The organism is Rhodococcus sp. Q1 (assembly GCF_004153645.1).
In the GTDB taxonomy this organism is placed as follows: domain Bacteria; phylum Actinomycetota; class Actinomycetes; order Mycobacteriales; family Mycobacteriaceae; genus Rhodococcus; species Rhodococcus gordoniae.
Window position 1 is genome coordinate 345,378 of the sequence record NZ_SDMJ01000001.1, and the last position, 23,168, is coordinate 368,545.

Annotated in this window: 23 protein-coding genes and 1 pseudogene; 10 read left to right on the forward strand and 14 right to left on the reverse strand. The window is 67.1% G+C overall.

Features of this window, described 5'->3' with window-relative positions; genetic code table 11:
• Nucleotides 1–175: 175 nt before the first annotated feature.
• Nucleotides 176–3,400, forward strand: coding sequence for a replicative DNA helicase (gene dnaB / locus EQ874_RS01610; protein WP_129975144.1), 3,225 nt, complete (start codon nt 176–178; stop codon nt 3,398–3,400).
• A 75-nt stretch (nt 3,401–3,475) separates the two neighbouring features.
• Here the strand turns inward: dnaB and EQ874_RS01615 are convergent, their stop codons facing one another.
• Nucleotides 3,476–3,976 carry an ArsI/CadI family heavy metal resistance metalloenzyme gene (locus EQ874_RS01615; protein WP_129975146.1) on the reverse strand — a complete coding sequence of 167 codons (501 nt, stop codon included), beginning with the start codon at nt 3,974–3,976 and terminating at the stop codon, nt 3,476–3,478.
• 92 nt (nt 3,977–4,068) lie between these two features.
• Between EQ874_RS01615 and EQ874_RS01620 the strand changes: the two genes are divergently transcribed.
• From EQ874_RS01620 to EQ874_RS01635, 4 genes and pseudogenes are all read left to right on the forward strand, one after another.
• Nucleotides 4,069–4,428, forward strand: coding sequence for an Rv2640c family ArsR-like transcriptional regulator (locus EQ874_RS01620; RefSeq protein WP_129975148.1), 360 nt, complete (start codon nt 4,069–4,071; stop codon nt 4,426–4,428).
• Nucleotides 4,429–4,452: 24 nt separating this feature from the next.
• Nucleotides 4,453–4,744 (forward strand): annotated as a pseudogene (locus EQ874_RS01625) (helix-turn-helix domain-containing protein); the annotation flags it as partial.
• Entirely contained in the window at nt 4,725–5,057 is a 333-nt protein-coding gene (locus tag EQ874_RS01630; protein WP_242496596.1) for a DUF3703 domain-containing protein, read from the forward strand. The pseudogene EQ874_RS01625 and the gene EQ874_RS01630, both read left to right, overlap by 20 nt.
• Nucleotides 5,058–5,124: 67 nt before the next feature.
• Nucleotides 5,125–5,730, forward strand: a complete 606-nt coding sequence (locus tag EQ874_RS01635) for a phosphoribosylanthranilate isomerase (RefSeq protein ID WP_129975150.1) — start codon at nt 5,125–5,127, stop codon at nt 5,728–5,730.
• 25 nt (nt 5,731–5,755) lie between these two features.
• On the opposite strand, the gene EQ874_RS01640 is transcribed toward EQ874_RS01635, so the two are convergent.
• The 5 genes from EQ874_RS01640 to EQ874_RS01660 form a co-directional block, all read right to left on the reverse strand.
• Nucleotides 5,756–6,706: a DUF808 domain-containing protein gene (locus EQ874_RS01640; protein WP_207213480.1), complete on the reverse strand. Its 951-nt coding sequence runs from the start codon at nt 6,704–6,706 to the stop codon at nt 5,756–5,758.
• Nucleotides 6,707–6,911: 205 nt separating this feature from the next.
• Entirely contained in the window at nt 6,912–7,319 is a 408-nt protein-coding gene (locus tag EQ874_RS01645; RefSeq protein WP_129975154.1) for an arsenate reductase ArsC, read from the reverse strand.
• Nucleotides 7,316–8,395 carry an ACR3 family arsenite efflux transporter gene (arsB, locus tag EQ874_RS01650; RefSeq protein WP_129975156.1) on the reverse strand — a complete coding sequence of 360 codons (1,080 nt, stop codon included), beginning with the start codon at nt 8,393–8,395 and terminating at the stop codon, nt 7,316–7,318. The genes EQ874_RS01645 and arsB overlap by 4 nt, the downstream gene beginning before the upstream one ends.
• A complete protein-coding gene (locus tag EQ874_RS01655) occupies nt 8,392–8,748 on the reverse strand; it encodes a metalloregulator ArsR/SmtB family transcription factor (protein WP_129975158.1) in 357 nt (118 codons plus the stop codon). The genes arsB and EQ874_RS01655 overlap by 4 nt, the downstream gene beginning before the upstream one ends.
• Before the next feature lie 196 nt (nt 8,749–8,944).
• The gene (locus EQ874_RS01660) at nt 8,945–9,934 is read right to left on the reverse strand and encodes a bile acid:sodium symporter family protein (protein WP_165369174.1); all 990 of its coding nucleotides are present in this window, start codon (nt 9,932–9,934) and stop codon (nt 8,945–8,947) included.
• Nucleotides 9,935–10,018: 84 nt separating this feature from the next.
• Between EQ874_RS01660 and EQ874_RS01665 the strand changes: the two genes are divergently transcribed.
• Nucleotides 10,019–10,876 carry a LysR substrate-binding domain-containing protein gene (locus tag EQ874_RS01665; protein ID WP_064062344.1) on the forward strand — a complete coding sequence of 286 codons (858 nt, stop codon included), beginning with the start codon at nt 10,019–10,021 and terminating at the stop codon, nt 10,874–10,876.
• A gap of 70 nt (nt 10,877–10,946) precedes the next feature.
• Complete coding sequence (locus EQ874_RS01670; RefSeq protein ID WP_064062345.1) at nt 10,947–11,441, forward strand: hemerythrin domain-containing protein; 495 nt, start codon at nt 10,947–10,949, stop codon at nt 11,439–11,441.
• On the opposite strand, the gene EQ874_RS01675 is transcribed toward EQ874_RS01670, so the two are convergent.
• Nucleotides 11,434–12,114, reverse strand: a complete 681-nt coding sequence (locus EQ874_RS01675) for a phosphodiesterase (protein WP_129975160.1) — start codon at nt 12,112–12,114, stop codon at nt 11,434–11,436. The two genes, EQ874_RS01670 and EQ874_RS01675, sit on opposite strands and share 8 nt — an antisense overlap.
• A gap of 87 nt (nt 12,115–12,201) precedes the next feature.
• Here EQ874_RS01675 and EQ874_RS01680 point away from each other — a divergent pair, with 87 nt between their 5' ends.
• Complete coding sequence (locus EQ874_RS01680; RefSeq protein WP_129975162.1) at nt 12,202–13,470, forward strand: glutaminase; 1,269 nt, start codon at nt 12,202–12,204, stop codon at nt 13,468–13,470.
• Nucleotides 13,471–13,683: 213 nt separating this feature from the next.
• Nucleotides 13,684–14,556, forward strand: coding sequence for an alpha/beta hydrolase (locus EQ874_RS01685; RefSeq protein ID WP_129975164.1), 873 nt, complete (start codon nt 13,684–13,686; stop codon nt 14,554–14,556).
• Between the two features lie 278 nt (nt 14,557–14,834).
• Here EQ874_RS01685 and EQ874_RS01690 read toward each other — a convergent pair whose 3' ends face one another.
• The 6 genes from EQ874_RS01690 to EQ874_RS01715 all read right to left on the reverse strand — a co-directional run bounded on the left by EQ874_RS01690 (nt 14,835) and on the right by EQ874_RS01715 (nt 21,003).
• Nucleotides 14,835–15,299, reverse strand: a complete 465-nt coding sequence (locus EQ874_RS01690; protein ID WP_129975166.1) for a hypothetical protein — start codon at nt 15,297–15,299, stop codon at nt 14,835–14,837.
• Nucleotides 15,300–15,400: 101 nt separating this feature from the next.
• Complete coding sequence (locus EQ874_RS01695; RefSeq protein ID WP_165369175.1) at nt 15,401–16,075, reverse strand: ABC transporter permease subunit; 675 nt, start codon at nt 16,073–16,075, stop codon at nt 15,401–15,403.
• Complete coding sequence (locus tag EQ874_RS01700; RefSeq protein WP_064062349.1) at nt 16,072–16,716, reverse strand: ABC transporter permease; 645 nt, start codon at nt 16,714–16,716, stop codon at nt 16,072–16,074. Before EQ874_RS01700 ends, EQ874_RS01695 begins: the two co-directional genes overlap by 4 nt.
• Nucleotides 16,713–17,837, reverse strand: a complete 1,125-nt coding sequence (locus tag EQ874_RS01705; protein WP_129975170.1) for an ABC transporter ATP-binding protein — start codon at nt 17,835–17,837, stop codon at nt 16,713–16,715. Before EQ874_RS01705 ends, EQ874_RS01700 begins: the two co-directional genes overlap by 4 nt.
• 16 nt (nt 17,838–17,853) lie before the next feature.
• Nucleotides 17,854–18,765: an ABC transporter substrate-binding protein gene (locus tag EQ874_RS01710; protein WP_129975171.1), complete on the reverse strand. Its 912-nt coding sequence runs from the start codon at nt 18,763–18,765 to the stop codon at nt 17,854–17,856.
• Nucleotides 18,766–18,927: 162 nt separating this feature from the next.
• Nucleotides 18,928–21,003: an ATP-binding protein gene (locus EQ874_RS01715; RefSeq protein WP_129975173.1), complete on the reverse strand. Its 2,076-nt coding sequence runs from the start codon at nt 21,001–21,003 to the stop codon at nt 18,928–18,930.
• A 283-nt stretch (nt 21,004–21,286) separates the two neighbouring features.
• On the opposite strand from EQ874_RS01715, the gene EQ874_RS01720 reads away from it, so the two are divergent.
• Nucleotides 21,287–22,213 carry a LysR family transcriptional regulator gene (locus EQ874_RS01720; protein WP_129975175.1) on the forward strand — a complete coding sequence of 309 codons (927 nt, stop codon included), beginning with the start codon at nt 21,287–21,289 and terminating at the stop codon, nt 22,211–22,213.
• Nucleotides 22,214–22,284: 71 nt separating this feature from the next.
• On the opposite strand, the gene EQ874_RS01725 is transcribed toward EQ874_RS01720, so the two are convergent.
• The gene (locus tag EQ874_RS01725) at nt 22,285–23,130 is read right to left on the reverse strand and encodes an SRPBCC family protein (RefSeq protein WP_064062353.1); all 846 of its coding nucleotides are present in this window, start codon (nt 23,128–23,130) and stop codon (nt 22,285–22,287) included.
• Nucleotides 23,131–23,168: the final 38 nt, after the last annotated feature.

Below are 23,168 nucleotides of genomic sequence, written 5' to 3' on the forward strand. Positions count from 1 at the left end.
CCCCAAGTGTGTGCACAACCCGAGTTGTGGACGATCATCCAGATCCCTAACGTCGGGCGCACGACTCCACACACAGGATGTCGGTAGGGGCGAGTAGAACCGGACACGAACCCCGGGTACCGACACCGGGAGTGCGTGCAGGTATCCGCCGGTGCGCAGCGCACCGAGTGGGGACATGTGGAGGAAGGCAGGCACTGCAGTGGCCGTCGTTGACGATCGTGGTAATCCCGAATATTCGGGACCTCCCGAGGAACCGAGTGGAGACTTCGGCCGCCAGCCCCCTCAGGATCTCGTGGCCGAGCAGTCCGTGCTCGGCGGCATGCTGCTGAGCAAGGACGCCATCGCCGACGTTCTCGAGGTACTGAGGCCCGGCGACTTCTACCGGCCCGCTCACCAGGCCGTGTACGACGCGATCCTCGATCTCTACAGCCGTGGCGAACCCGCCGACCCGGTCACCGTGTCGGCCGAACTCGACCGGCGCGGCGAGCTCAAGCGTCTCGGCGGAGCCGCCTACCTCGTCACGCTCACCCAGACCGTGCCCACCGCGGCCAACGCCGGCTACTACGCCGAGATCGTCGCCGAGAAGGCCGTCCTGCGACGGCTCGTGGAGGCCGGCACCCGCATCGTCCAGTACGGCTACGCCGGTGCCGAAGGCCAGGATGTCGCCGAGGTCGTCGATCGCGCGCAGGCCGAGGTCTTCGAGGTCGCCGAACGACGCACCACCGAAGACTTCGTGCCGCTCGAAGAACTTCTGCAGCCCACGATGGACGAGATCGACTCCATCGCCAGTCGCGGTGGCATCTCCCTCGGTGTGCCCACCGGCTTCGCCGAACTCGACGAGCTCACCAACGGGCTGCACGCCGGCCAGATGATCATCGTCGCCGCCCGCCCCGGTGTGGGCAAGGCCCTCGCGCTCGACACCCCCCTGCCCACCCCCACCGGCTGGACCACCATGGGCGAGGTCGGCGTGGGCGACGAACTCCTCGGCGCCGACGGCCGACCTACGCGCGTCCTCGCCGCCACCGAGGTGATGCACGGCCGTCCGTGCTTCGACGTCGTGTTCTCCGACGGCACTGTGATCGTCGCCGACGAGCAGCACCAGTGGCGCACCGGCGACGGTGTGATCCGCACCACCGGTGAACTCCTCGCCACCGCCGAGGCACCGCACGATATCGCCAATGCCGCTCCCCTGGCGCTTCCCGCCGTCGAACTGCCGGTCTCCCCCTTCACACTCGGCGCGTGGCTCGGCGGTCCGTCGGCCGATCCCGAACTGCACATGCGGGTCGAAGGCGAGGGCGGCTTCACCAGCGCCCTCGTCGCCCTCGGTGCCCATATCCCCGCCGAGTACCAGCGAGCATCCGAACAGCAACGCCGCGAACTCCTCGCGGGCCTGCTCGACGCCGGTGGAGAAATCGACGACGACGGCACCATCCGGTTCGTCGGCTCGTCCGAGCAGTTGGCGCAGGGCGTCGCCGAACTCCTCGCAGGTCTCGGTTACGCACCCGCTCTCGACGGCGTCGAGATCTCCTTCACCGCCGACGACGACGTCTTCGTGTTGCCCAGTAAGGCCGTGCGGCACAAGGAATGCCGTGCCGAGGCGCCGCGTGGGCGCCGCGTCGTCGCCGTCCGCCCGGTTCCGTCGGTCCCGGTGCGGTGCGTCGAGGTCGACGGCGACCACATGTACCTCGCGGGTCGCGCGATGGTGCCCACGCACAACTCCACGCTCAGCATGGACTTCATGCGGTCGTGCTCCATCAAGCACGGCATGGCGTCGGTCATCTTCTCCCTCGAGATGGGCAAGACCGAGATCGTCATGCGTCTGCTGTCCGCGGAAGCGAAGATCAAGCTCGGCGACATGCGATCCGGGCGCATGACCGACGACGACTGGACGCGCCTCGCCCGCCGCATGAGCGAGATCAGCGAGGCGCCGCTGTTCATCGACGACTCACCGAACCTCACGATGATGGAGATTCGCGCGAAAGCGCGGCGGCTCAAGCAGAAACACGACATTCGTCTCATCGTCATCGACTACCTGCAGCTCATGTCGTCCGGTAAGAAGGTCGAGTCGCGTCAGCAGGAGGTCTCCGAATTCTCGCGTAGCCTCAAGCTTCTGGCGAAGGAGCTCGAGGTTCCGGTCGTCGCGGTGTGTCAGCTCAACCGTGGCCCGGAGCAGCGCACCGACAAGCGGCCGCAGGTCTCCGACCTTCGTGAGTCGGGTTGCCTGCCGGCGTCCACGCGCATCATGCGCGCCGACACCGGTGCCGAGGTCACGCTCGGCGAACTGCTCGAGTCGGGCGAGGAGCCCCTCGTGTGGTCGCTCGACGAACGCATGCGGATGGTCGTCCGGCCGATGGTGAAGGTCTTCCCCAGCGGACGTAAGGAAGTCTTCCGCTTGGAGCTGGCCTCGGGGCGCCGTGTCGACGCCACGGCGAACCATCCCTTCCTCACCATCGACGGCTGGATGCCGCTGGGCGAGTTGATCGCCGGTGAGCGTGTCGCAGTGCCGCGCGCGGTGCCCGCACCGCTCGACGTCATGCCCGCGTCCGACGACGAGGTGGCCGCTCTCGCAGATACCGCCGTGGCCGGCCGACCGGTCCCCACCCGCGCGTTCTCGCTCCCCAAGGAGCAGGTCGCCGAGCTGGTCTGCCACATCTGGGAAGACGGCGGTGAGGTCTCCTGGGACGCAGGCACTGCCCGCGCCGTCGTCCGCTACCGGTCGGCGGATCGCCGCCTCGCCGACGACCTCGCGCGCCTGCTCCTGCGCATCGGCGTGTTCGCGCGGATCACCGATACCGGCGACGGCTGGGACCTCACGGTCACCGGGGCGGAGAACCAGGCGGTCTTCCTCCACGACGTGGGTAAGCACGGAACCGCGGCGCAGTGGGTCCTGGCGCAGCTCGGACCGAAGCTCGTCAAGCACAGCCCCGACACCGTCACGCCCGAGATCGAAGCCGAGCTCGGCGAACTGCTCGCGGTCGAGCAGCTCGCCCCGATCGGGCCGGTCGCATCCGCCACCCCGCGCACCGTCACGGGCGCACGCTCGCGACTTGCCCGGGTCGCCGACGTCCTCGACACGGCCGACATCGACATGGTCGCCACCAACAACGTGTTCTGGGACGAGATCGTCTCGATCACGAGCCTCGGCGAACAGGACGTCTACGACGGAACGGTGCCCGGCACACACAATTTCGTCGCCGACGGCATCGCGGTGCACAACAGCCTCGAGCAGGACGCCGACATGGTCATCCTGCTGCACCGCCCTGATGCGTTCGAGCGCGACGACCCGCGTGGTGGCGAGGCCGACCTCATCGTCGGCAAGCACCGTAACGGCCCGACCGCGACCATCACTGTTGCCCACCAGCTGCACCTGTCGCGGTTCGTGGACATGGCGCGAGGCTGATCCGAGTCGTCGCTTCGGCCTGTGGGGAGGCGACAGCCCTCGTCCTGACTCTGCGAGCTTCGTAGCGAAAGGTGCTCAGCAGCACGAGGTTACGTCGGACTTCGGCGTGGAGTTGTCGTCCTGCTGCTCGTCCGGGGCGCCGGCCGTGCAGCAGGCTCCGCTGCCGGATTCCTGCGGACCGTCGAGGTGCTGTGGACTCGACCCGAAGGTCTCCGAATCTGCCAGGACGGTGTATACCTCCCACTTCTCCCCCGCCGGTCCGGTGACCCACGCCTTGTCCTGGGTGGCGTAGCAACAGGTCGTGCCGATCTCCTCGTCGGTGAACAGGCCGGCTTCGGTCAGGCGGGCGATCTCCGAGTGCACCTTCTCGGACGAGTCGACCTCGACCCCGAGATGGTTGATGGTCCCGCCCTTGCCGGGATTTTCGAACAACACCAGTTTCAACGGCGGATCGGCGATCGCGAAGTTGGCGTAGCCCGGTTCGAGTTTGACCGGTTCGGTGCCGAACAGTGTCGAGTAGAAGGCGACTGCTTCGGGCAGATCGTCGACGTTGAGGGCGAACTGGATGCGTGACATGACAGCCTCCACTTGTGTGGCATATATCGAATTACTACCACAGGATCCTCCCCTATTTCGACATATGTCAAGAAGGTAGCTAGACTCGAATCATGCCGAAAGCTCTGCCAGTGATCGATGTTCGCGCTCCGATCTGCTGCGCACCGGTATCGGCCGCACCGATGAGTGACGATGCCGCCCTCGGGGTCGCGTTGAGACTGAAGGCCCTGGCCGATCCGGTGCGCATCAAACTCGTGTCGATCCTGCTCACCGCAGACGAAGGCGCGGTGTGTACCTGCGATCTTGCAGCCGGTGTGGATCTTGCGGAATCGACGGTGAGCCATCATCTCGGGCAACTGCGCAAGGCCGGCATGGTCGAATCCGAGCGACGCGGAATGAACGTCTATCACCGCGCCCGCTCCGAGTCCCTCGAGGCGCTCAGGGTGGTTCTGGATCCGAACTGCTGCCGTTGATCGAATCCGCGAAACGAGTGGGTGCCCGGCTATCCGTCCGGCCTCGCGGAACAGACCGGCGTCTCCCGGCAGATCCTCTCGAATCACCTGGCGTGCCTGCGGGGTTGCGGATCGGTGGTCGCAGTCCGGAAAGTCGGCGGAATCGATACGAGTCGGCGGATCCCCGAATCGGGCATGCACTCGACGGCCTGATCGGTCTCGTCCGGACGTCGACCCCGAGTGCTGCTTACGTCGGCAACCGGAACCCATTGCGACTGCTGTGACGACGAGAAGGGCGGAGATCGATGAAGGCACGAATGACGGACAGGGCTCGTGAGGTGTACCGGCACGAGATGGACGCAGCGAAAAATGCTGCAGAAGCAGAGGATCGGTGGCGTCACCTCGAGCGTGCCCACATTGCGTCCCAGCCCGATCCGTGGTTGCACACGTGCAATCACGTCGCCATGCTCGCCCTCGCATTGCGGCAACGTGATCGGCGGGAGGCGCTCGGGCAGGTGGTGCGAATCCTCGTCGCTGCCCCAGGCTCGTGGACGGGACGATATCCCGAGGGCAACACGGGACGAGTGAGTGCAGGGCTGACCACGCCCATGACCGTTCCCGCCGACCTGGCCGACGAGTTGTCGCGGTAGGCACGGCGATCGTCTGCGTCACTGCCGGGCCTATCCTCGACGTGGCGGACCGGTGGGAAGGTAGACGATGACGTTCATCAAGATGTGCGGATTGCAGGACGAGGCGACAGTCGATCTCGCCGTCGAACTGGATGTCGACGCGGTCGGTTTCGTCTTCGCCGAGAGTCCCCGTCGAATTCCCCCCGACCGGGCTGCAACCCTTCGTACCCGCGTGCCCGCCGGAACGCTCGCGGTCGGCGTCTACGTGAAGATGCCGCTCGACGAGATCATCGCGACCGCCCGCGCCGCCGATCTCGACCACGTCCAGGTGCACGACCTGCGGTCGGCCGACGACGTACGCATATTGCACGACGCCGGGCTGACGGTGATCCGCGCGGTCAACACCGGAGGAGCCGAGGCACTGTCCGAGGACTTCGGTGCCGACCTGCTGCTCGTCGACGGTGCCGTCGCCGGTGCCGGCAAGACGTGGGACTGGCAGGATCGCAGTGCTCTGCCGTCCGGTCGATGGATCCTCGCGGGCGGACTGAATCCCGAGAATGTGAAGAAGGCGATCACCACGTCCGGGGCGTGGGGTGTCGACGTCTCCAGCGGTATCGAAGCCGAGCGCGGCGTCAAGGATCCCGGTCTCATGAGGGCGTTCGCGTGGTCGGTCCGGGGCCGAGCCCCGGAGTGACCTGTTCGGCCGATCGACTCGTGCTTCAGTGCGCGGCGTCGGCCTTCTTCCGCCGCGGGATCAGGTGCATGATCAGCACGACGATCGCGCCCACGACGAGACCGACGACGGCCGACGCTACCGTTCCCGCCGTCCACGACAGAACGCCGCCGAATCCGCCGTGCACGAGTTCGCCGAACCAGTGCTCGAGGTCGTGCAGGCGATCGGCGGGCCAGTGGAATCCGGCCTCGCCGACGTTGACGAGCAGGATGTGCCCACCGACCCACAGCATGGCGGCGATACCGACAACGGTGAGAACGGTCATCAGCTTCGGCATCGCCGTCACGAGACCGCGACCGACGCGCTGAGCGAAGGTGGACTTCCGTTTCGCGAGCGCCAGGCCGACGTCGTCCATCTTCACGATCAGGGCGACCACGCCGTACACCAGGACGGTGATGAGGACGGCGACGACGATGAGGACGAGCAGGCGGGTCAGGAAGGGTTCGTCCTCGACCGAGGCCAGCGAGATCACCATGATCTCGGCGGACAGGATCAGGTCGGTGCGGATCGCGCCGCCGATCATGGCCTTCTCGAACTCGGGGCCCTTCTCCGCCGCGGTGGTTTCTTCTTCGTGGTGACCGCCGGTGAGTGCTTCGTAGACCTTCTCGGCGCCCTCGTAGCAGAGGAACAGACCGCCGGCGATGAGCAGATACGGCAGGGCCTGCGGGAGGAACTGACTCAGGATCATCGCGATCGGCAGGATGATCAGCAGCTTGTTGCGGATCGACCCGATCGCGATCTTGCGGATGATCGGCAGTTCGCGATCGGGGGTGAACCCGTGCACGTAGCGAGGGGTGACGGCCGTGTCGTCGACGACCACGCCCGCTGCCTTGACGCTCGCCCTGCCGGCCGCAGCGCCGATGTCGTCTATGGATGCCGCGGCTGCCTTCGCAAGTACCGCGACGTCGTCCAGAAGGGCGACGAGACCACCAGCCACGGGAACCTCCCACAGTTCGGCTGCACCGAGCCGATCGACCGACACGCGATTACGAGTCGTCTCGGAACGCTACCGGACCTGCGATGACGTGCAACGCGGTGTCCGGAGCCTGCCGGGGACGACGTGCGTCCACACCGAGCGCCCTACGCGGGCGCCCAGTGTGACAGGCCTGTGGGTACCCGGTGGATGCGGTCGCCGAACTCGATCATGCCGACGATGTCAGCTCGGCGATCAGAGCTTCGACCTTCGCCCGGATCTCGTCACGGATCGGACGCACGGCGTCGATTTCTCGTCCGGCCGGGTCGTCGAGCGCCCAATCCCGGTACGAGGTGCCGGGGAACGCCGGGCAGGTGTCGCCGCACCCCATCGTGATCACGACGTCGGAGGTCTGCACGGCGTCGGCGGTGAGGATCTTCGGGTTCTCGCCGGAGATGTCGATTCCGACCTCGGCCATCGCTGCGACCGCAGCAGGGTTCACCTCGTCGGCGGGCGCGGACCCGGCGGAACGGACGGTGATGCGGTCCCCCGCGAGGTGGCTCAGGAATCCGGCTGCCATCTGGGACCGACCGGCATTGTGGACGCACACGAACAGCACCGACGGAACAGCGGTCACGACGCACCTCCGGCGCGTGTGGCGAAACGTGTGCGCAGGGCCAGAGCCACGTAGACGAGTGCGACGAGGACGGGCACTTCGATGAGAGGGCCGACGACTCCCGCCAGGGCCTGCCCGGACGCAACTCCGAACGTGCCGATCGCGACGGCGATGGCGAGTTCGAAGTTGTTTCCCGCGGCGGTGAAGGCGAGTGTGGTGGTGCGTTCGTAGCCGAGTCCCAGAGCAGCACCGAGCAGATACCCGCTCCCCCACATGATCGCGAAGTACGCCAGCAATGGCAGGGCGATGCGTACGACGTCGAGTGGTCGTGAGGTGATCTGCTCGCCCTGCAGTGCGAACAGGATCACGATGGTGAACAGCAGTCCGTACAGTGCCCACGGTCCGATACGCGGAAGGAAGGTCTGCTCGTACCAGCTGCGGCCCTTGGCCTTCTCGCCGAATCGACGAGTGAGGAAACCGGCCACGAGTGGGATCCCGAGGAAGATCAGCACGGATTTCGCGATCTGCCACGGGGAGACGTCGAGCCCGGTCTGCTCGAGGCCGAGCCATCCGGGCAGCACCGACAGGTAGAACCAGCCGAGGGCGGCGAACATGATCACCTGGAAGACCGAGTTGATCGCGACCAGCACGGCTGCGGCTTCCCGGTCGCCGCACGCGAGGTCGTTCCAGATGATCACCATCGCGATGCAGCGCGCGAGGCCGACGATGATCAGACCGGTGCGGTATTCGGGCAGATCCGGCAACATCAGCCACGCGAGCGCGAACATCAGTGCGGGACCGACGATCCAGTTGAGGATCAGCGACGAGATCAACAGGGTGCGGTCGCCGGTGACGGTGTCGAGACGGTCGTAGCGCACCTTCGCCAGCACCGGATACATCATGATCAGAAGACCGAGGGCGATCGGCAGCGAGATTCCGTCGATCTCGATGAATCCCAGGGTTTCTCCGATTCCGGGAACCGTGCGCCCGAGCAGCAGGCCGATGACGATGGCGGTGCCGATCCAGACGGGAAGGAAGCGATCGAGTGTCGACATCCGGCCCATGACGGGGCTGTCCACAGCGGTGCGCTCTCTCATGCGGGTACCTCGGCCGATTCGGTCACGAGCACATCGGAGAGTTGTCGTAGTGCGGCCGGAACCACCCGGTAGTACACCCACGTTGCGCGACGCTCGCATTCGAGGAGGCCCGCCTCGCGCAGAATTCTGAGGTGGTGCGAGATCGTCGGTTGGGACAGATCGAACGAGCCCGAGATGTCGCATACACACGCCTCACCGTCGGCATGGCTCGCGACGAGCGACAGCAACCGCAGGCGCACCGGATCGCCGAGTGCCTTGAACATCCGGGCGAGGTCGGCGGCGCGGACCCCCGTCAAGGGTTCGCGCACGAGTGGAGAGCCGCACGCGACTCCCTCGGCATCTTGTTTCGACATGTGTCTATATTGACAGATGTCGAATCTGCACACGGATCCGGAGGGTGAAGCTGTCCAGCCACACCGTTGCGCCTGCCGGCTCCGAGGGGCTCGACCTCGTACCGGATGACCTCCGGCTCCACCGGATCGGACACAGCGTCGTTCGAGGGGGCGGTCGTCGTCTCGTCGCATCCCTTACCGTCGGACAGGTGCTCTGTCACACGACGGCGAGGCTTTCCGGTGTCTTCTTCGCCAACCGCCCGGCGAGGACCGCACACACCAGGAGCTGCATCTGGTGGAACAGCATGAGTGGCAGCACGATCAGGCCGATGGGCTGGCCGGGGAAGAGCACGATCGCCATGGGCAGACCGGTGGCGAGGGACTTGGTGGAACCGCAGAAGAGGATCGCGACACGGTCCTGATGCTCGAAACCCAGTCCGCGCGACGAATACCAGGTGAGTGTGAGCACGATTGCGAGCAGCACCGCGCACACACCGACGAGGGCGAACAGGCGACCGACCGAGATCATCGACCAGATGCCCTCGTTCATGCCCCGGCTGAACGCCACGTACACGACCAGCATGATCGATCCGCGGTCGACGAGCTTGAGCGGCTTGCCGTGGGCCTTCACCCAGCCGCCGATCCAGCGCCGCAGGAGCTGACCTGCGACGAACGGCACGAGCAGCATCAGCACGATGTCGAGCACGGCCGAGCCGCTGAAGCGAACGCCCTGCGTGGACATCGTCAGCGCGACCAGCAGCGGCGTCGCGAAGATACCGATCAGGCTCGAGGCGCTGGCCGAGACGATCGAGCCCGGGATGTTGCCGCGCGCCACCGAGACGAGTGCGATGGCCGACTGCACCGTGGACGGCAGCAGGCACAGGTACAGGACGCCGAGATAGAGCGGGTCGCTCAGGATCGACGGCACGAGCACCTCGGCGGCCAGGCCGAGCAGCGGGAAGACGACGAAGGTCGTGGCGAGGATCGTCAGGTGCAGACGCCAGTGCCCGAGACCCTCGATGGCCTCCCGCGTGGACAGGCGCGCGCCGTACAGGAAGAACAGCAACCCGATGGCGATCTTGGCGGCCCAGTTCACACCGTCGAGTACGACCCCGTCGGCGGGCAGCAGAGCAGCGACGGCGACGGTGGCGAGGATGGCGAGCAGGAACGGGTCGAGCCGTCCGAGCACGGGGATCTTGGAGAGCACGAATCGACGGTACGGCAGCCGGAGGTCATTACAGAAGACGGTCACCGCGTTTTCTGTCATCGCGATTCGTGATGAAATGGGGTCGTGTTCGATCCGGTGCATCTACGGAGCTTCCTCGCCGTCGAGCGGGAGCGCGGCTTCACCGCGGCCGCCCAGCGGCTCGGCCTGCGGCAGTCGACGGTCAGTCAGCACGTCGCACGACTCGAGAAGGAGATCGGGCGCCGCCTCTTCGTCCGCGACACGCACAACGTCGAACTCACGGCCGACGGGGCCGACATGGTCGCCTTCGCCCGCGAGATCCTCGATCGCCACGATGCCGCCCGCCGGCACTTCTCGGAGTCGCCGCTCAGCGGCCGGCTGCGCTTCGGGGTCTCCGAGGATCTGGTGCTCTACGAGCTTCCCTCGATCCTCGCCGAGTTCCGTCGCAGTCATCCCCGCATCGATCTCGAACTCACCGTGGATCTGAGCGAGGATCTGCAGCGCCGGCTCGACGACAACGAACTCGATCTGGTCTTCGGCAAGCGCCGACCGGGCAGCCGCCACGGTGAGATGATCCTCCGCGAGCGCCTCGTCTTCCTCTCCGCCCCCGATTACGTCCTCGACCCGGACGAGCCCACACCGCTGGTGTCCTATCCGCCCCCGGCCCTGACACGCGACATCGCCCTCGAGGTCCTTCAGCGCAGTGGACGCGGCGTCCGCGTGGCGTGCACGACCGACAGTCTCAACGGTCTGCGCGCTGCCGCGCTCGCCGGGCTGGGTGTGGTGCTGCACGCCGAGCGGCTCCCTCCGCCCGGCCTCGTTCCGGTGCGCGATCCTCAGCGGTTGCTCCCCGACGCCGGTGACATCGAGTTCGTGCTCGTCGCGCGCCGGTCCGTTCTCACCGGTCCGGAGGCGGCACTGCGCTCGGCGATCCTGGCGAATGCGGATCGCGTGCGCGTGTGATGTTGTCCCGGATGGGTATTCCTGTGCCACGCCCGCTGGGGGTAGCAGTGCTCACGCCGCAGGAGGAACCGTGTCCACAGACGCGATCGTGTTGCTGAAGGAAGATCACAAGGAAATCAAGAAGCTCTTCCGCGACTTCCGGAAGGCGGAGGGGGAGAAGGAGAAGGGCAAGATCGTCGACAGGATCATCGAAGCCCTCACCGTGCACACCTATCTCGAGAACGAATGCATGTACCCCGAGGTGCGCTCCCTGCTCCCCGATCTCGAAGACGACATCCTGGAATCCTACGAGGAGCACCACGTCGCCGATGTGCTCATCGTCGAATTGGCCGGAATGAAGCCGGACGCAGAGCGTTTCGATGCGAAGACGACGGTCCTGATCGAGAACGTCGAGCACCACATCGACGAGGAGGAGGACGAGTGGTTCCCCAGGGTGCGCGAAGCTCTGGGCCGTAAACAGCTGCAGGACATCGGTGCCCGCATGCTCGAGATGAAAGAGGATGCCCCGCGCTCACCGGCGCAGCCGTCCGCGCTGAAGAAGACGATCGATGCGGTGATCAGTTGACGGTGTGCTGCGGCCGGGCGAGGGAGGCGCCTCGTCCGGCCCGGCTCGCCCGGTAGGCGTCGCGCCGCGTCTCGGCGAGCCATCCCGGCCACGGATCGACGAATCCGGGGCAGTGGACGGTGGGATCGAAGGAGGGTTGCTCGGAATCCTTCTCGGGCAGCCGGCGGCTCAGTGTCAGGCGACCGGCCGGTTCCAGCGATCCCCGGGCCGAACCCACCAGCAGGGAGAACTCGAGTGGGATCTCGAGTGCCTCGACGGAGGTGGTCGAGGACGGATGCCGTCCTCGCGGAACGGCAGTGATCCACCGCGGCGTCGGGTCGGCATCGGTCCGGTAGGCCATGAGAGTGCTGTAGCGGGCCCTCGACCACGAGCGGGCCGGCAGCAGCGTCACCCGGCCGGGCAGGTACGCCGAGGCGAACAGGACGTCCCAGGGGCCGGTCTTCAGAGGAAAACGCAGCGCGAGGCCGAGCACATCCGGCATTCCGTCGGGTGTGCCGATGCCCCGCGACACCCGCGCGATCACAGGGGTGGGGCGAGGGATCTGCAAGGGCCACCAGAACCCGAGATCGGCGACCCCTTCGAAGGTCGCGCCGCGCGGGTGGAACACGCGTGCTCCGCGCAGCGCGGATCCCACTCTGAACGGCACGGACAGCACCGACGACAGGGCAGTCATGACGGTCGCATACCCTTCCGCCGGGCGGTTCAATCGCGTTCGTCACTCCGCGCCCGTGCGGGGCCCGATTCGGTCACGATGAAGGATATGCGTTCACCGTTGCCGGATTACCTGACCGAAGTGCTCCGAGGATGTGCCGACAGTTCCGGGGCACTCGCCGATTACATCCCGGAACTGGCGAGGGCCGATCCGGACCGGTTCGCTCTCACCCTGGTGACTGCCGAGGGCGCGATGTACTCCGTGGGTGACGACGACACCGAGTTCACGATCCAGTCCGTCTCGAAGCCCTTCGTCTACGGTCTCGCACTGCAGCAAAGGGGATTCGGCGCCGTGCTCGACGTGATCGACGTCGAGCCGTCCGGTGAGGCGTTCAACGAGGTCTCGCTCGAACGCAACACGGGACGCCCGCTGAATCCGATGATCAACGCGGGCGCGCTCGCCGCTCACGCTCTGGTGCTCGACGGTCGCCGGCCCGAGGACTCGGTGGAGGACATCCGCTGCCTGCTGTCGTCCCTGGCGGGTCGTGAGCTGGTGATCGACGAGAAGGTCGCTGCGTCGGAACTCGGCAACTCCTACCGAAATGTGGCTATCGCCAACCTTCTTCGCGGATACGAAGTGTTCGAGGACGATCCCGACGAGATCGTCGAGGGATACATCCGGCAGTGCTCCGTGACGGTCACCACCAAGGACCTCGCCATGATGGCCGCGACACTCGCGGCGGGCGGCGTGCAACCCGTGACGTGTGAGGAGGTTCTCTCCCGCGATGTCGTGCGTCAGGTGTTGTCGGTGATGGCGACCTGTGGGATGTACGACGCGGCAGGGGACTGGCTCTCCACCGTCGGCATCCCGGCCAAGAGCGGTGTGTCCGGAGGAATCATAGGAATCCTACCGGGACAGTTGGGTATTGCGGCCTACTCGCCGCGGCTCGACGATCACGGGACCAGCGTGCAGGGCGTCGCGGCCTTCGGCCGTCTGTCCCGCGATATGAATCTGCATCTGATGGACGCGCCGATGGTTTCGCACTCGGTGTTGCGCAGACGGCATGTGATCGGTGAGGGTGAGGAGGCTCTCACACTCCTGGAGTTGCAGGGCGACCTCCAGTTCACCAGTGCCGAAGGGCTCGTGACGGCGGTCGTCGACGAGCCGGTGGAGACGAAGCGCGTGGTCTTCGACCTGTCGCTCGTCCGCACGGTGCTGCCCGTGGGCCGACGTCTGTTGCTGGAGATGATCGGTCGGCTCCATGGCGACGGGGTGGAGGTCGTCGTCGTGGACCCCGAGGGGCATCTGCCCGAGCCCGACACCGGTCACGGGTTCCGGCCGCAGGTCCACGCCACCTGGGAGGACCTGGAGACATAGGGATGAAGGGGCATTCGGCACGAGAGTGACCCGAGTGGCGCCTGTGGAGTCTCGGGAACCACGGGTGGCGTTCCTGCCGAAGACTGGGCTACGGTGTCCTGCGGTGTGCCGGAGGCTGGTCGGCGAAAGACGGTCGTACCCCACGAAAGAAGATCCACTCATGCCGTTCACCCGTGAATCCCTCGTCCCCGGAAACGTCCGGGCAGGAGGATGATGGCGTTGCTCACACGTTCGCCCTACCGCTGCCCCGGAGACGACAGCGTGATCCACCATGCGTGTGCAGGACTGCTGACCTATTGGAAGCGTCCCGTGAAGGAGCACGTCGCCCGTACCTCGCTGGGGGAGACGTACGTGCTCACCACGGGTCCTGCGACGGCACCACCGGTCGTGGTGCTCGCGGGCGGCGACCTTCCGGCGGCTGGGCTGCGTCTGCTGGCCGAGCAGTTCGGTGAGCAGCACCGGGTCGTGCTCGTGGACGTCCCGGGTCTGCCCGGTGCGAGTGCGGGCGGCCGGCCCGACAGTCGCATCCACGCGGTCTACGGCCACTGGCTCGTCGAGGTCCTCGACGCACTCGGCGTCGAGCGGGTTCCCGTGATCGGTCTCGGCTGGTCGGCGTCGGTGGCGGCCGCGGTGGAGGATCTCGACAGGATCGAGAAGCTGGTGATCGCCGCGCCGCTGGGACTCGTTCCGCGCGTCCGGTGGCACCGCGCCCTCATCCCCGGCTTGCAGTGGCGCAACGAACCCAATCTCGAGAACACCGAGCGCTACCTCCGGGCGCTCGCGGGCTGCGATTACCGCCCCGACGAGCAGACTCTGCGGTGGTCCTGCCGCGTGGGTGCGTACTGCACGTCGCTGACGAACCTGCCCCGCCTCGATCGAGCCGTACTGCGTCGCTGGCGCGGGCATCCGGTCGAGGTGGTCGTGGGCGTCAAGGATCCCCTCGTGCAGGTCGACGCGCTGAACAAGCTGGCCGACGACATGGGAGCGCATTTCGTGGCGATTCCCGACGCGGGTCATCTCCTCGCGGTCGAGGCGCCGGCGGCTCTGGCGGCGATGAGCGCTGCTGTGTCTATCGCAGAGAACTGAGTTTCGTCGGTCTCGGAGAACCGAGTTACGGTCGACCGAGGCGGAAGTGGCGATGCCGGGCTGCCCCCGACGGGCGTAGTTACCAGTCCGGCATCGCCACCTCCGGTCACCTCCCGGCGGAACCCGAGCAATCGGGTACCCGATCCAGGGCTGCGATAGTCCCCGAATTGTTACGGTTTGGTCACGGGGACGCTCATGACGGTACCACTGAAAGCCGAGTCGTTGCAGATGTCTGTATCGGCGCGTCACACATCCGCGATAACGGAGTTTCGGCCGCGTCACGCGACGGCAGGGCTCCAATCGACGACGACCGACCTCGCGCCGATGTATTCCAGCAGGTCGCGAACCGGCCCGCCGAAGCGGAGCTGACGGTCGACCTCCAGCTCGTCGAGATCGTCGTCCTCCGTGCCGACGAGGATCCCGTTCGCCACGCTGCGGGCCGCGGACAGCACGAGCATCTCCTCCGCGGCAACCCGTACCGGCACATCGGTCTCACCCGCGACCGCACCGACCGTCACGGCCACGTAGTCCCTGTCCTCGCCTGCGTCGTGATACGCGACCAGACGGCCGTGCAGCAGGGATTCGGGCAGGAGCCGGTCGAGCGTCACACCCGAGGGAACGCTCTCGTCGTCGAAAGGGGCGCTCGAACCGGGTGCGGCCGATGTAGCCGGGAGCTGCGCGGCGGCGTACAGAGGTACGCGCCGAGACGTCCAGCCGAAGTAGGTTTCGCGTTGCGCATACATCGCACCTGCGCCTCCTCGATAGGACTTCGTCTCTACTCGTAGTGTGCTCCGGGCCACCGACAGGTTTCCGGGCCGCCCAAGGCGTCGGAGGCCGTCCGAGGCTAGTCCCGTGAGGCGCGGACGCCGGGCGAGACGAGTAGCCGACCGAGGACGGCGAAGATCGCGAGCACCAGCAACGAGCAGATCCCGGCGAGAGCGGCACCGCCCACGACCAGTGCATAGTCGCTGCGTGCGAGACCGTCCACGATCGGTCTTCCCACTCCACCGAAACTCACCGCCGCGGCGATGGTCGCGGTCGCGACGATCTGGACGGCGGCGGTACGCATACCGACGAGCACGAGCGGCAGTGCGACCGGTAGTTGGGCCCGCAGGAGGATCTGGGACGAGGTCATCCCCATTCCTCGGGCGGCATCGGTCAGCGCCGGGTCGACCCCGCGGATCCCTTCGTAGGAGTTCAGCAGGATGGGCGGGATCGCGAGTGCCACGAGCGGCACCAGCACCGGTACCAGTCCGATCCCGTACAGCACCACGAGCAACACGAGCAGGCCGTAGGTGGGGAGAGCGCGTGCGGCGTTCGCCGTGAGGGATACGAGCACGCCGCCGCGACCTGTGTGCCCTGTCCACAGGCCGAGAGGCAACGCGAGGAGAACGGAGATCACGAACGCGAGCAGCGTGTACCCGAAGTGCTGGGCCAGTCGCGTCGGGATCCCGGAAGCACCCGACCAGTTCGCGGCGTCACCGAAGTACTCGGCGAGGTAGTGCAGCAGCGTCGTCATCGGCGCGCTCTCGAGGGGCCACGCATCCACGGAGTGGTGAGGCGCTGGACGAGTACGAGCACCGCGTCGACGACCAGCGCCATCACGACGGTCGCGACGATGCCGATGATCGCCAGATCGAGCCGGTCGAGTTGGACCGACGCGGTGAACAGCGCACCGAAGGCTCCCATGCCGATCAGCGCCCCGACGCTCACCATGCTGATGTTCGCTACCGTGGCCACACGCAGCCCGGCAATGACCGCGGGGATCGCCAACGGCAGGTCGACGGTGAGCAGCCGGCGGGGTGTCGAGAACCCCATCGCCACCGCCGACTGGCGCACACTGTCCGGTACGGCGCGCAACCCGTCGACGACATTGGGGACGAGTCCCGCCAGTGCGTAGACGGCGAGCGGAAGGATCACCGTGGTCCGGCTGATCCCGGTGAACGCGATGAGCAGAACGAAGAAGGCAAGCGACGGAATGGAATACAGAACGCTGCAGACCGTGAGCACCGGCGCATACACCCGCGGCCACCGCACACACGCCAGGCCCAGGGGCAACGCGATGACCAGGCCGAGCAGCGACGCGCCGAGCGCCATGACGAGATGATCGCCGAGCAGTTCCCAGAACGTCCCGAGGTAACCGGGAATGCGCAGGCTCACGGCGATTTCCGCATCTCGAGCCGAGGTGCGGCACCGGACTGCCGGCCGTCGTGGGCCGCGCGGGCTGCCGCCGCCACCTCTTCGCCGCTGATCACCCCGAGCACGCGGCCGTCGTCGTCCACCGCCACGGCATGACCCGACGGTGAGAGCACCGCCGCGTCGAGTACGACGCGCAGTGGATCGCGTCCGGGAACGAATGCTCTTCCCACCGGGACGAATTCCGTATCGGCATTTCCGTCGCGGGCGCTGCCGTCGAGCCACCCTGCCGGATGCCTCTCGTCGTCGACGACGAGGGTCCAGCGACCGTCGCCGACGGGTTCGGCGTCGTCCCGGGTGACGATCGGATCCGTGCGCAAGGGCAGGTCGGCGGACGAGAAGAACGACATGAGCCGCACCCCGCGATCGACGCCGAGGAAGCCGGCGACGAAGTCGTCGGCGGGAGCAGTGAGAAGCTCCTCCGGCGTCGCGTACTGGGCGAGCACTCCGCCGGGCCGCAGGACGGCCACGCGATCGCCGAGCTTGATCGCCTCGTCGATGTCGTGGGTGACGAGCACGATGGTCTTGGCCAGCACCGACTGCAGGCGCAGGAGTTCGTCCTGCAGGTCCTTGCGGACCACGGGATCGACCGCGGAGAACGGCTCGTCCATCAACAGGATCGGGGGATCGGCCGCCAATGCGCGTGCCACGCCGACACGCTGCTGCTGCCCACCGGAGAGCTGCGCCGGATAGCGTTGCACCAGTTCCTTTCCGAGTCCGACCCGCATGAGCACGTCCATCGCTGTGGCGCGGGCCTCCTTACGGCTCGCACCGAGCAACCGGGGCACGGTGGCGACGTTGTCGACCACCGTGCGGTGGGGGAACAGCCCGGCGTGCTGGATGACGTATCCGATGCCGCGGCGCAGGATCCGGGGATCCTCGTCGAGGACGTCGCGGCCCTCGACGAGCACACGCCCGCCCGTGGGTTCGACCATCCGGTTGATCATGCGTAGCGAGGTGGTCTTCCCGCACCCCGACGGCCCGACGAACACCGTCAGGGTACCCGTCGGGACCTCGAGCGAGAGTCCGTCGACCGCGACGGTCCCGTCGGGATAACGCTTCTCGACGTTGTCGAATGTGATCACGCGGCACCGATTTCCGTCAGTTCAGATCGTTCTGCTGCAGCCATTCCTCGGCGACGACGTCGATGTCGCGGCCGTCGGTGACCACCTGTCCGACCAGTACGACGAGGGTGTCGGTGGTGAGCTTCTCGGACACGGCATCGATCTTTGCGACGTCGTCGTCGTCGAGATCGGCGCGATGCACCAGCGGGGTGACGTTCTGGGCTCCGAACACCGACTTCGGGTCCTCCAGTGCCACAAAAGGTTCGGTGCTCAACGACGGGTCGGTGGTGAAGATGTTCGCGGCCTGCACGGTGCCGTCCGAGAGCGCCCGGATGGTGATGGGGCCACCCGTGTCGGTGGGCACGAACTCGCGGAACTCGACTCCGTACACCTCGCGCAGACCCACGACACCCTGCTGCCGGGTCTCGAACTCCGGGGGACCCCCGAGGGCGAGCTCGCCCGCGACCGGTGCGAGATCGGCGATACTCGTCAGGTTGTACCGCTGCGCCGTCTCCTCGGTGACGACCAGGGCATCCTTGTTCTCACCGGGAGCGGAGGCCAGGATCTCGAGCCCGTCCGGAAGAGCTTCGGACAGAGCCGCATCGACATCCTCGGTCGTGGTGGCCGTGCTGTCGGGATCGACCCGCGCGAGAAGCGCGCCGTTGTACTCCGGAACGAGCGTGATGGCACCCGATGCGACCTGGTCGTAGTAGATCTCGCGGCTGCCGATGTTGAACTGTCGGGTGACCTCGGACCCTGCGCTCTCGAGCGCCTGCGAGTAGATCTCCGCGAGCAGGACGTTCTCGGGGAAGTTCGCCGAACCGACGACGATCGCGCCGCCGTCCGCCGAATCCCCGGCGAGGGGATCGTCGTCCCCGCCACCGGAGCAGGCCGCCAGGGCGAATGCGGACACGGTGAGAAGTGCTGTGGTGCGCGCGAAGCGTTTCACGGGTTGCTCCCTCGGATACGGCACGGTCGAGGTCCGACTCTATCCCGCCGGATACCCACCGTGCCGGATTTGTCGCACGAGTGGGTCACCGGTCGTCACTCGCGCGCTCCGAGTCGGCGGGGGTGAGGATGCCGTTCACGAGCCGGGACGGCAGACTGCCTGTCACTGTCCCGCGCCGCCGGGAACCCGTCGTTCGTGCAGTCGACCGCGTCGGATGCCCGGGCTCGTCCCGGGTGTCGCGAGAACGTGTGCGGGCGCGGGCTGCCGGTTCCCGGCCGTCGGCTGCGACACGGACACCGGGTCGGCGTGATACTGCTCGGTGCGCTCCGGAGGAGGGTCGGGCAGGCGGCGCGGCCGATCGATCCGGTACGGATCGTCGTAGTTCCTGCCGGTTCCCTTGAGCAGGCTGGTCGGCAGGTAGATGCTCGCGGTGATGCCGGCGTCGGTGGTCGAGTCGAAGGTCGGACGCAGCCGCACCGTGATGTTGTGCCGATCGGCGAGGCGCGCGACCACGAACAGGCCCATTCGGCGTGCGGCACCGGATCCGGCTTCGCCGGCCGAACCGAGTCGCATGTTGATCTCGAGGAGTTCGTCTGCGGGAATACCGATTCCGCGGTCGGCGATCTCGAGGAGAAGACCGCCGTCGACGGCGCGTGAGAACGCGAACGCCACGTTGCTCTCGGGCGGTGAGGCACGCAGTGCGTTGTCGAGGAGTTCGGCGATCATGTGGACGACGTCGGTGACTGCGCTGCCGACCAGACTGCCTTCCGGTGCATTGCCGATGTTCACGCGCTGGTAGTTCTCGACCTGCGAGACGGAGGCGCGCAGGACATCGACGAGCCGTGTGTCGGGGATTCGGCCCAGGCGTTGGCGCGTGCCGGCGAGGACGAGCAGCGAGTCGCCCGTGCGCCGCATGCGGGCGGCGAGGTGGTCGAGTGCGAACAGGTTCTGCAGACGCATCGGGTCGCGCTCCTCGTGTTCGAGCGAATCGATAAGCGCCAGCTGCTGTTCCACGAGTGTCTTGTTGCGGCGGGCGAGAGTCTCGAGCATCTCGTTCACCTGCCGTCGCAACTGGGCCTGTTCGCCGGCCAGACGCAGGGCACCCTCTTTCATGTTGTCGACGGCGCGCGCGACCTCACCGATCTCCTCGCGGGTGCGGACGCGAACCGGATCGAGTGTGACGGACTCGATTTCGGCGCCGTCCTTGATCGCGGCCAAGGCGGCAGGAAGGTCCTGTTCGGCGGTGCGCAGGGTGTCGTCGCGCAGTCGGCGCAGCGGCCGCACGAGCGACATCGCGATCACGATCGCCAGGGTGAGGGCAAGCAGGAGGATGATCGCGACACCGATGGCGTTCTTGAGAGCCTCGGTGCGCGCTCCGGCCGCGAGATCGTCGAGGACGGCCACCGCGCGGGTCGCGGAACCGGAGACCTCCTCCTGGTAGACCATGAGACTCTCGAAGATCGACCCGCGCAGGGCGGCGACGTTGCCTTCGTCGTTGTCGAGGTCGGCCGTGATGCTGCGGCGGTTCTGGAGCTGGGACATGAGGCCGTCGACCCGGGCGGCGTCGGCGGCGTCGTTCTCGACGAAGGTGTCGCGAAGGACGGCCAGTCGCGCGGACTCGACGCCGAGTGCGTTGTTCCACATGAGCAGGGCGCCGTCGGTTCCCGTGCTGAGCGCGGAGTACGCGAGGACCTGGTCGAGCAGGGACCACTGGGTGTCCCACAGATCGAGGAGTGTCGCGCTCTCGCGCTGGACGGTGAGATCGTCGGTGGTGGTCGTGATGGCGCGGTAGGCGGCCTGGGCGCGGCTGACGAATCCTTCGGCGCGTTCGCTGGCCACGGTCGGCGCGAGTGTTCCCGACGATGCGCTGTCGAGCAGGCTCTCGCCTTCGGCGAGCATGCGGTTGATCATCGCGGCGATCTGCGGATCGAGATCCTTGCCGTCGATGTGATCGCGCAGGGTCGCAGCGGATTCGCGGGCGACCTGGGCGCCGTTGTCGACGGGGAGGGACAGGATCGTCGCCGCGGCGGCACCGGTGACGCTGGTGGCGTAATCGGCGAGGGTCGGCAGGATCGAGACGTTCTCGGCAGCGGCGCTGTAGGCGTCGTTCTCCTGGTACAGGTCGTACACGCGGAGCGAGCCGTACAGGGTGGCGGCGACGATGGGGACGGCGACGACCACGGTCATCCTGCGCCACAGACGCCAGTTCTCCGGTGTGTGGCGCCGGAATTGCCTCATGAGACCCACGATGTTCTGCCCCCGAACCTCTCTGCATGCCTGAGTCGGCGGCCGCCGAAACGGACTTCGGCGAGGAAGAGCGTCGCCTTCGCAATTCGGGCCAGGGCGAATCACGGTTCGCTGCCGTCAGGACGGGGGTCAGAGTAGGTAGTACGTCGTGGCGCTCACAAGATCACTGTCCAAGTCCGATAGCTGGTATCCGACCTTGCGTATACATCACGGTCGTGCGTTACGATGCCGCCGGAATTTCCCGTTCCGCCGGGTTTCGATGTCAGGGGGGCACATGGAGCTGCGACGGGTCGATCTCAACCTGCTCGTCGTACTCGATGTCCTGCTCTCCGAACGCAATGTGACCCGTGCGGCCCGTCGCCTGAACATGTCGCAGCCCGCGACGAGTACGGCTCTTGCACGCTTGCGCAAGCAATTCGACGATCCGCTCCTCGTCAAGAGCGGCCGCACGCTGCGGCTCACCGCGCGGGCCCAGGCGATCGTCGAACCGCTCCGCGAGGTGTTGCGAACCCTCGAACGTTCGGTGCTGACCGCACCCGGTTTCGACCCCGCGACGGATTCGCGCACCTTCACCATCATGACCGGCGACTACGCAGAGATCACCCTCCTGCGCCAGCTGGTCCGGGGGAGCGCCCCGGCCGATATCCGTTTCGATCTGCTGCCGCTCAACGGCGCCGGACTCGATGCCTTCCGTCGATTCGAGATCGACCTGGCCGTCCTGCCGGAATACGTCCTCGAATCCCCGGAGTTCGAGAACTGCAGGAAGAGGGTCGTGCTGTCCGACAGATTCGTCGGGGCGGTGTGGTCCGGGCACCCGTACACCGGCACGAAGCTCACGCGCGAAGTGCTCGGTCGGTACCCACTGCTGTCCTATGCGCCGTACTCCGAGGACACCAACCTCGGTCGAGCGTTACTGCGTGCCGGTGTGGTGGCGCGGGTCGGCGCGACCAGCGGCAACCTGGCGGTTCTCCCGTATGCACTGGAGAACACACGCCTGATCACGTTTCTCCCCGAGCGCATGGCCCGGCACCTCGCAGAAGCGGCGTCCCTGCGCATTCTCGAACCGACCTTCCCGTTGCCGCCCCTGCGCGAATTCGCCGTATGGCACGCCGAACGTGATGCGGATCCCGCGCACACCTGGCTCCGAGCGCAACTGGACCCGGTGGTCGAGCGCCGGCGCGTCGCAGCTCAGGCGGGCTGACCACGACGAACGCTGCGGACCGGTCCGTTCGACGGGGTCCGATCCGCAGCGTTCGAGTGGATCCGGCGAGGTCAGCGTCCCGATCGACGCTGAAGTATCACCGCGATGACCACGACGAGAATTGCGATCACTCCCACCGGCGCGACCCGCGTCACGACCGATCCCTTCGCGTACTGCATGAGGTCGAGCGGTTCGGCCTCGGGCTGCGAGGGTGCGGCCGGGGAGGGAATCGTCGACGGCGTGGGAGGTGCCGGCGTCATCGCCGGTGCCGGGGAGGCGCTCACCGGGCTGGGTGGCACCGACTCGTTCGGCCGCGCCTGCGCGGAGTCGCCGTCCCCGGCGCCGGGCCCGACGAATGCGCCGCCGGGCGCCTCGTCTCCCGAGCCCGCGGTGGTGAGTGGCGGGCTCGCCGGCACGGATTCGTTGGGCTGCGACTCGGCTGCCTCGGCGGTCGTCCCGGCGGGGGCCGCCGCCTCGGGCCCGAGCTTCTTCGACAGGCAGTCCGCGAACTGCTCGAGGATCTTGCCGCCGACATCCGAAATCATTCCCCGCCCGAACTGGGCAGGTTTGCCGGTGATCTTCATGTCGGTCTTCACGGTGCCGTCGGTGCGGTCGCCGTCGCCGGTGAGGACGACCGTGATCGTCGCGGCCACCGTGCCGTTGCCCCGGGTGTCCTTCGCATTGGCCTCGATGACCGCCCGGCGGGCGTTCTCGTCCTTCTCCACGTACACGCCGGTGCCCTTGAACGTGAGCGCCACCGGTCCGAGTTTCACCTTGACGGTCCCGGTGAAGGTGTCGCCGTCGACGCCGGTGAGCGTCGCGCCGGGCATGCACGGCGCGACCTTCTCCGGATTCAGCAGGGCGGTCCACACCTCCTCGACCGGTGCGGGAACGGACAGTGTGTGTTCGAGTTGCATGGGGTCCTTTCCGAACAAGTGGTTCCGGGAGCAGGACG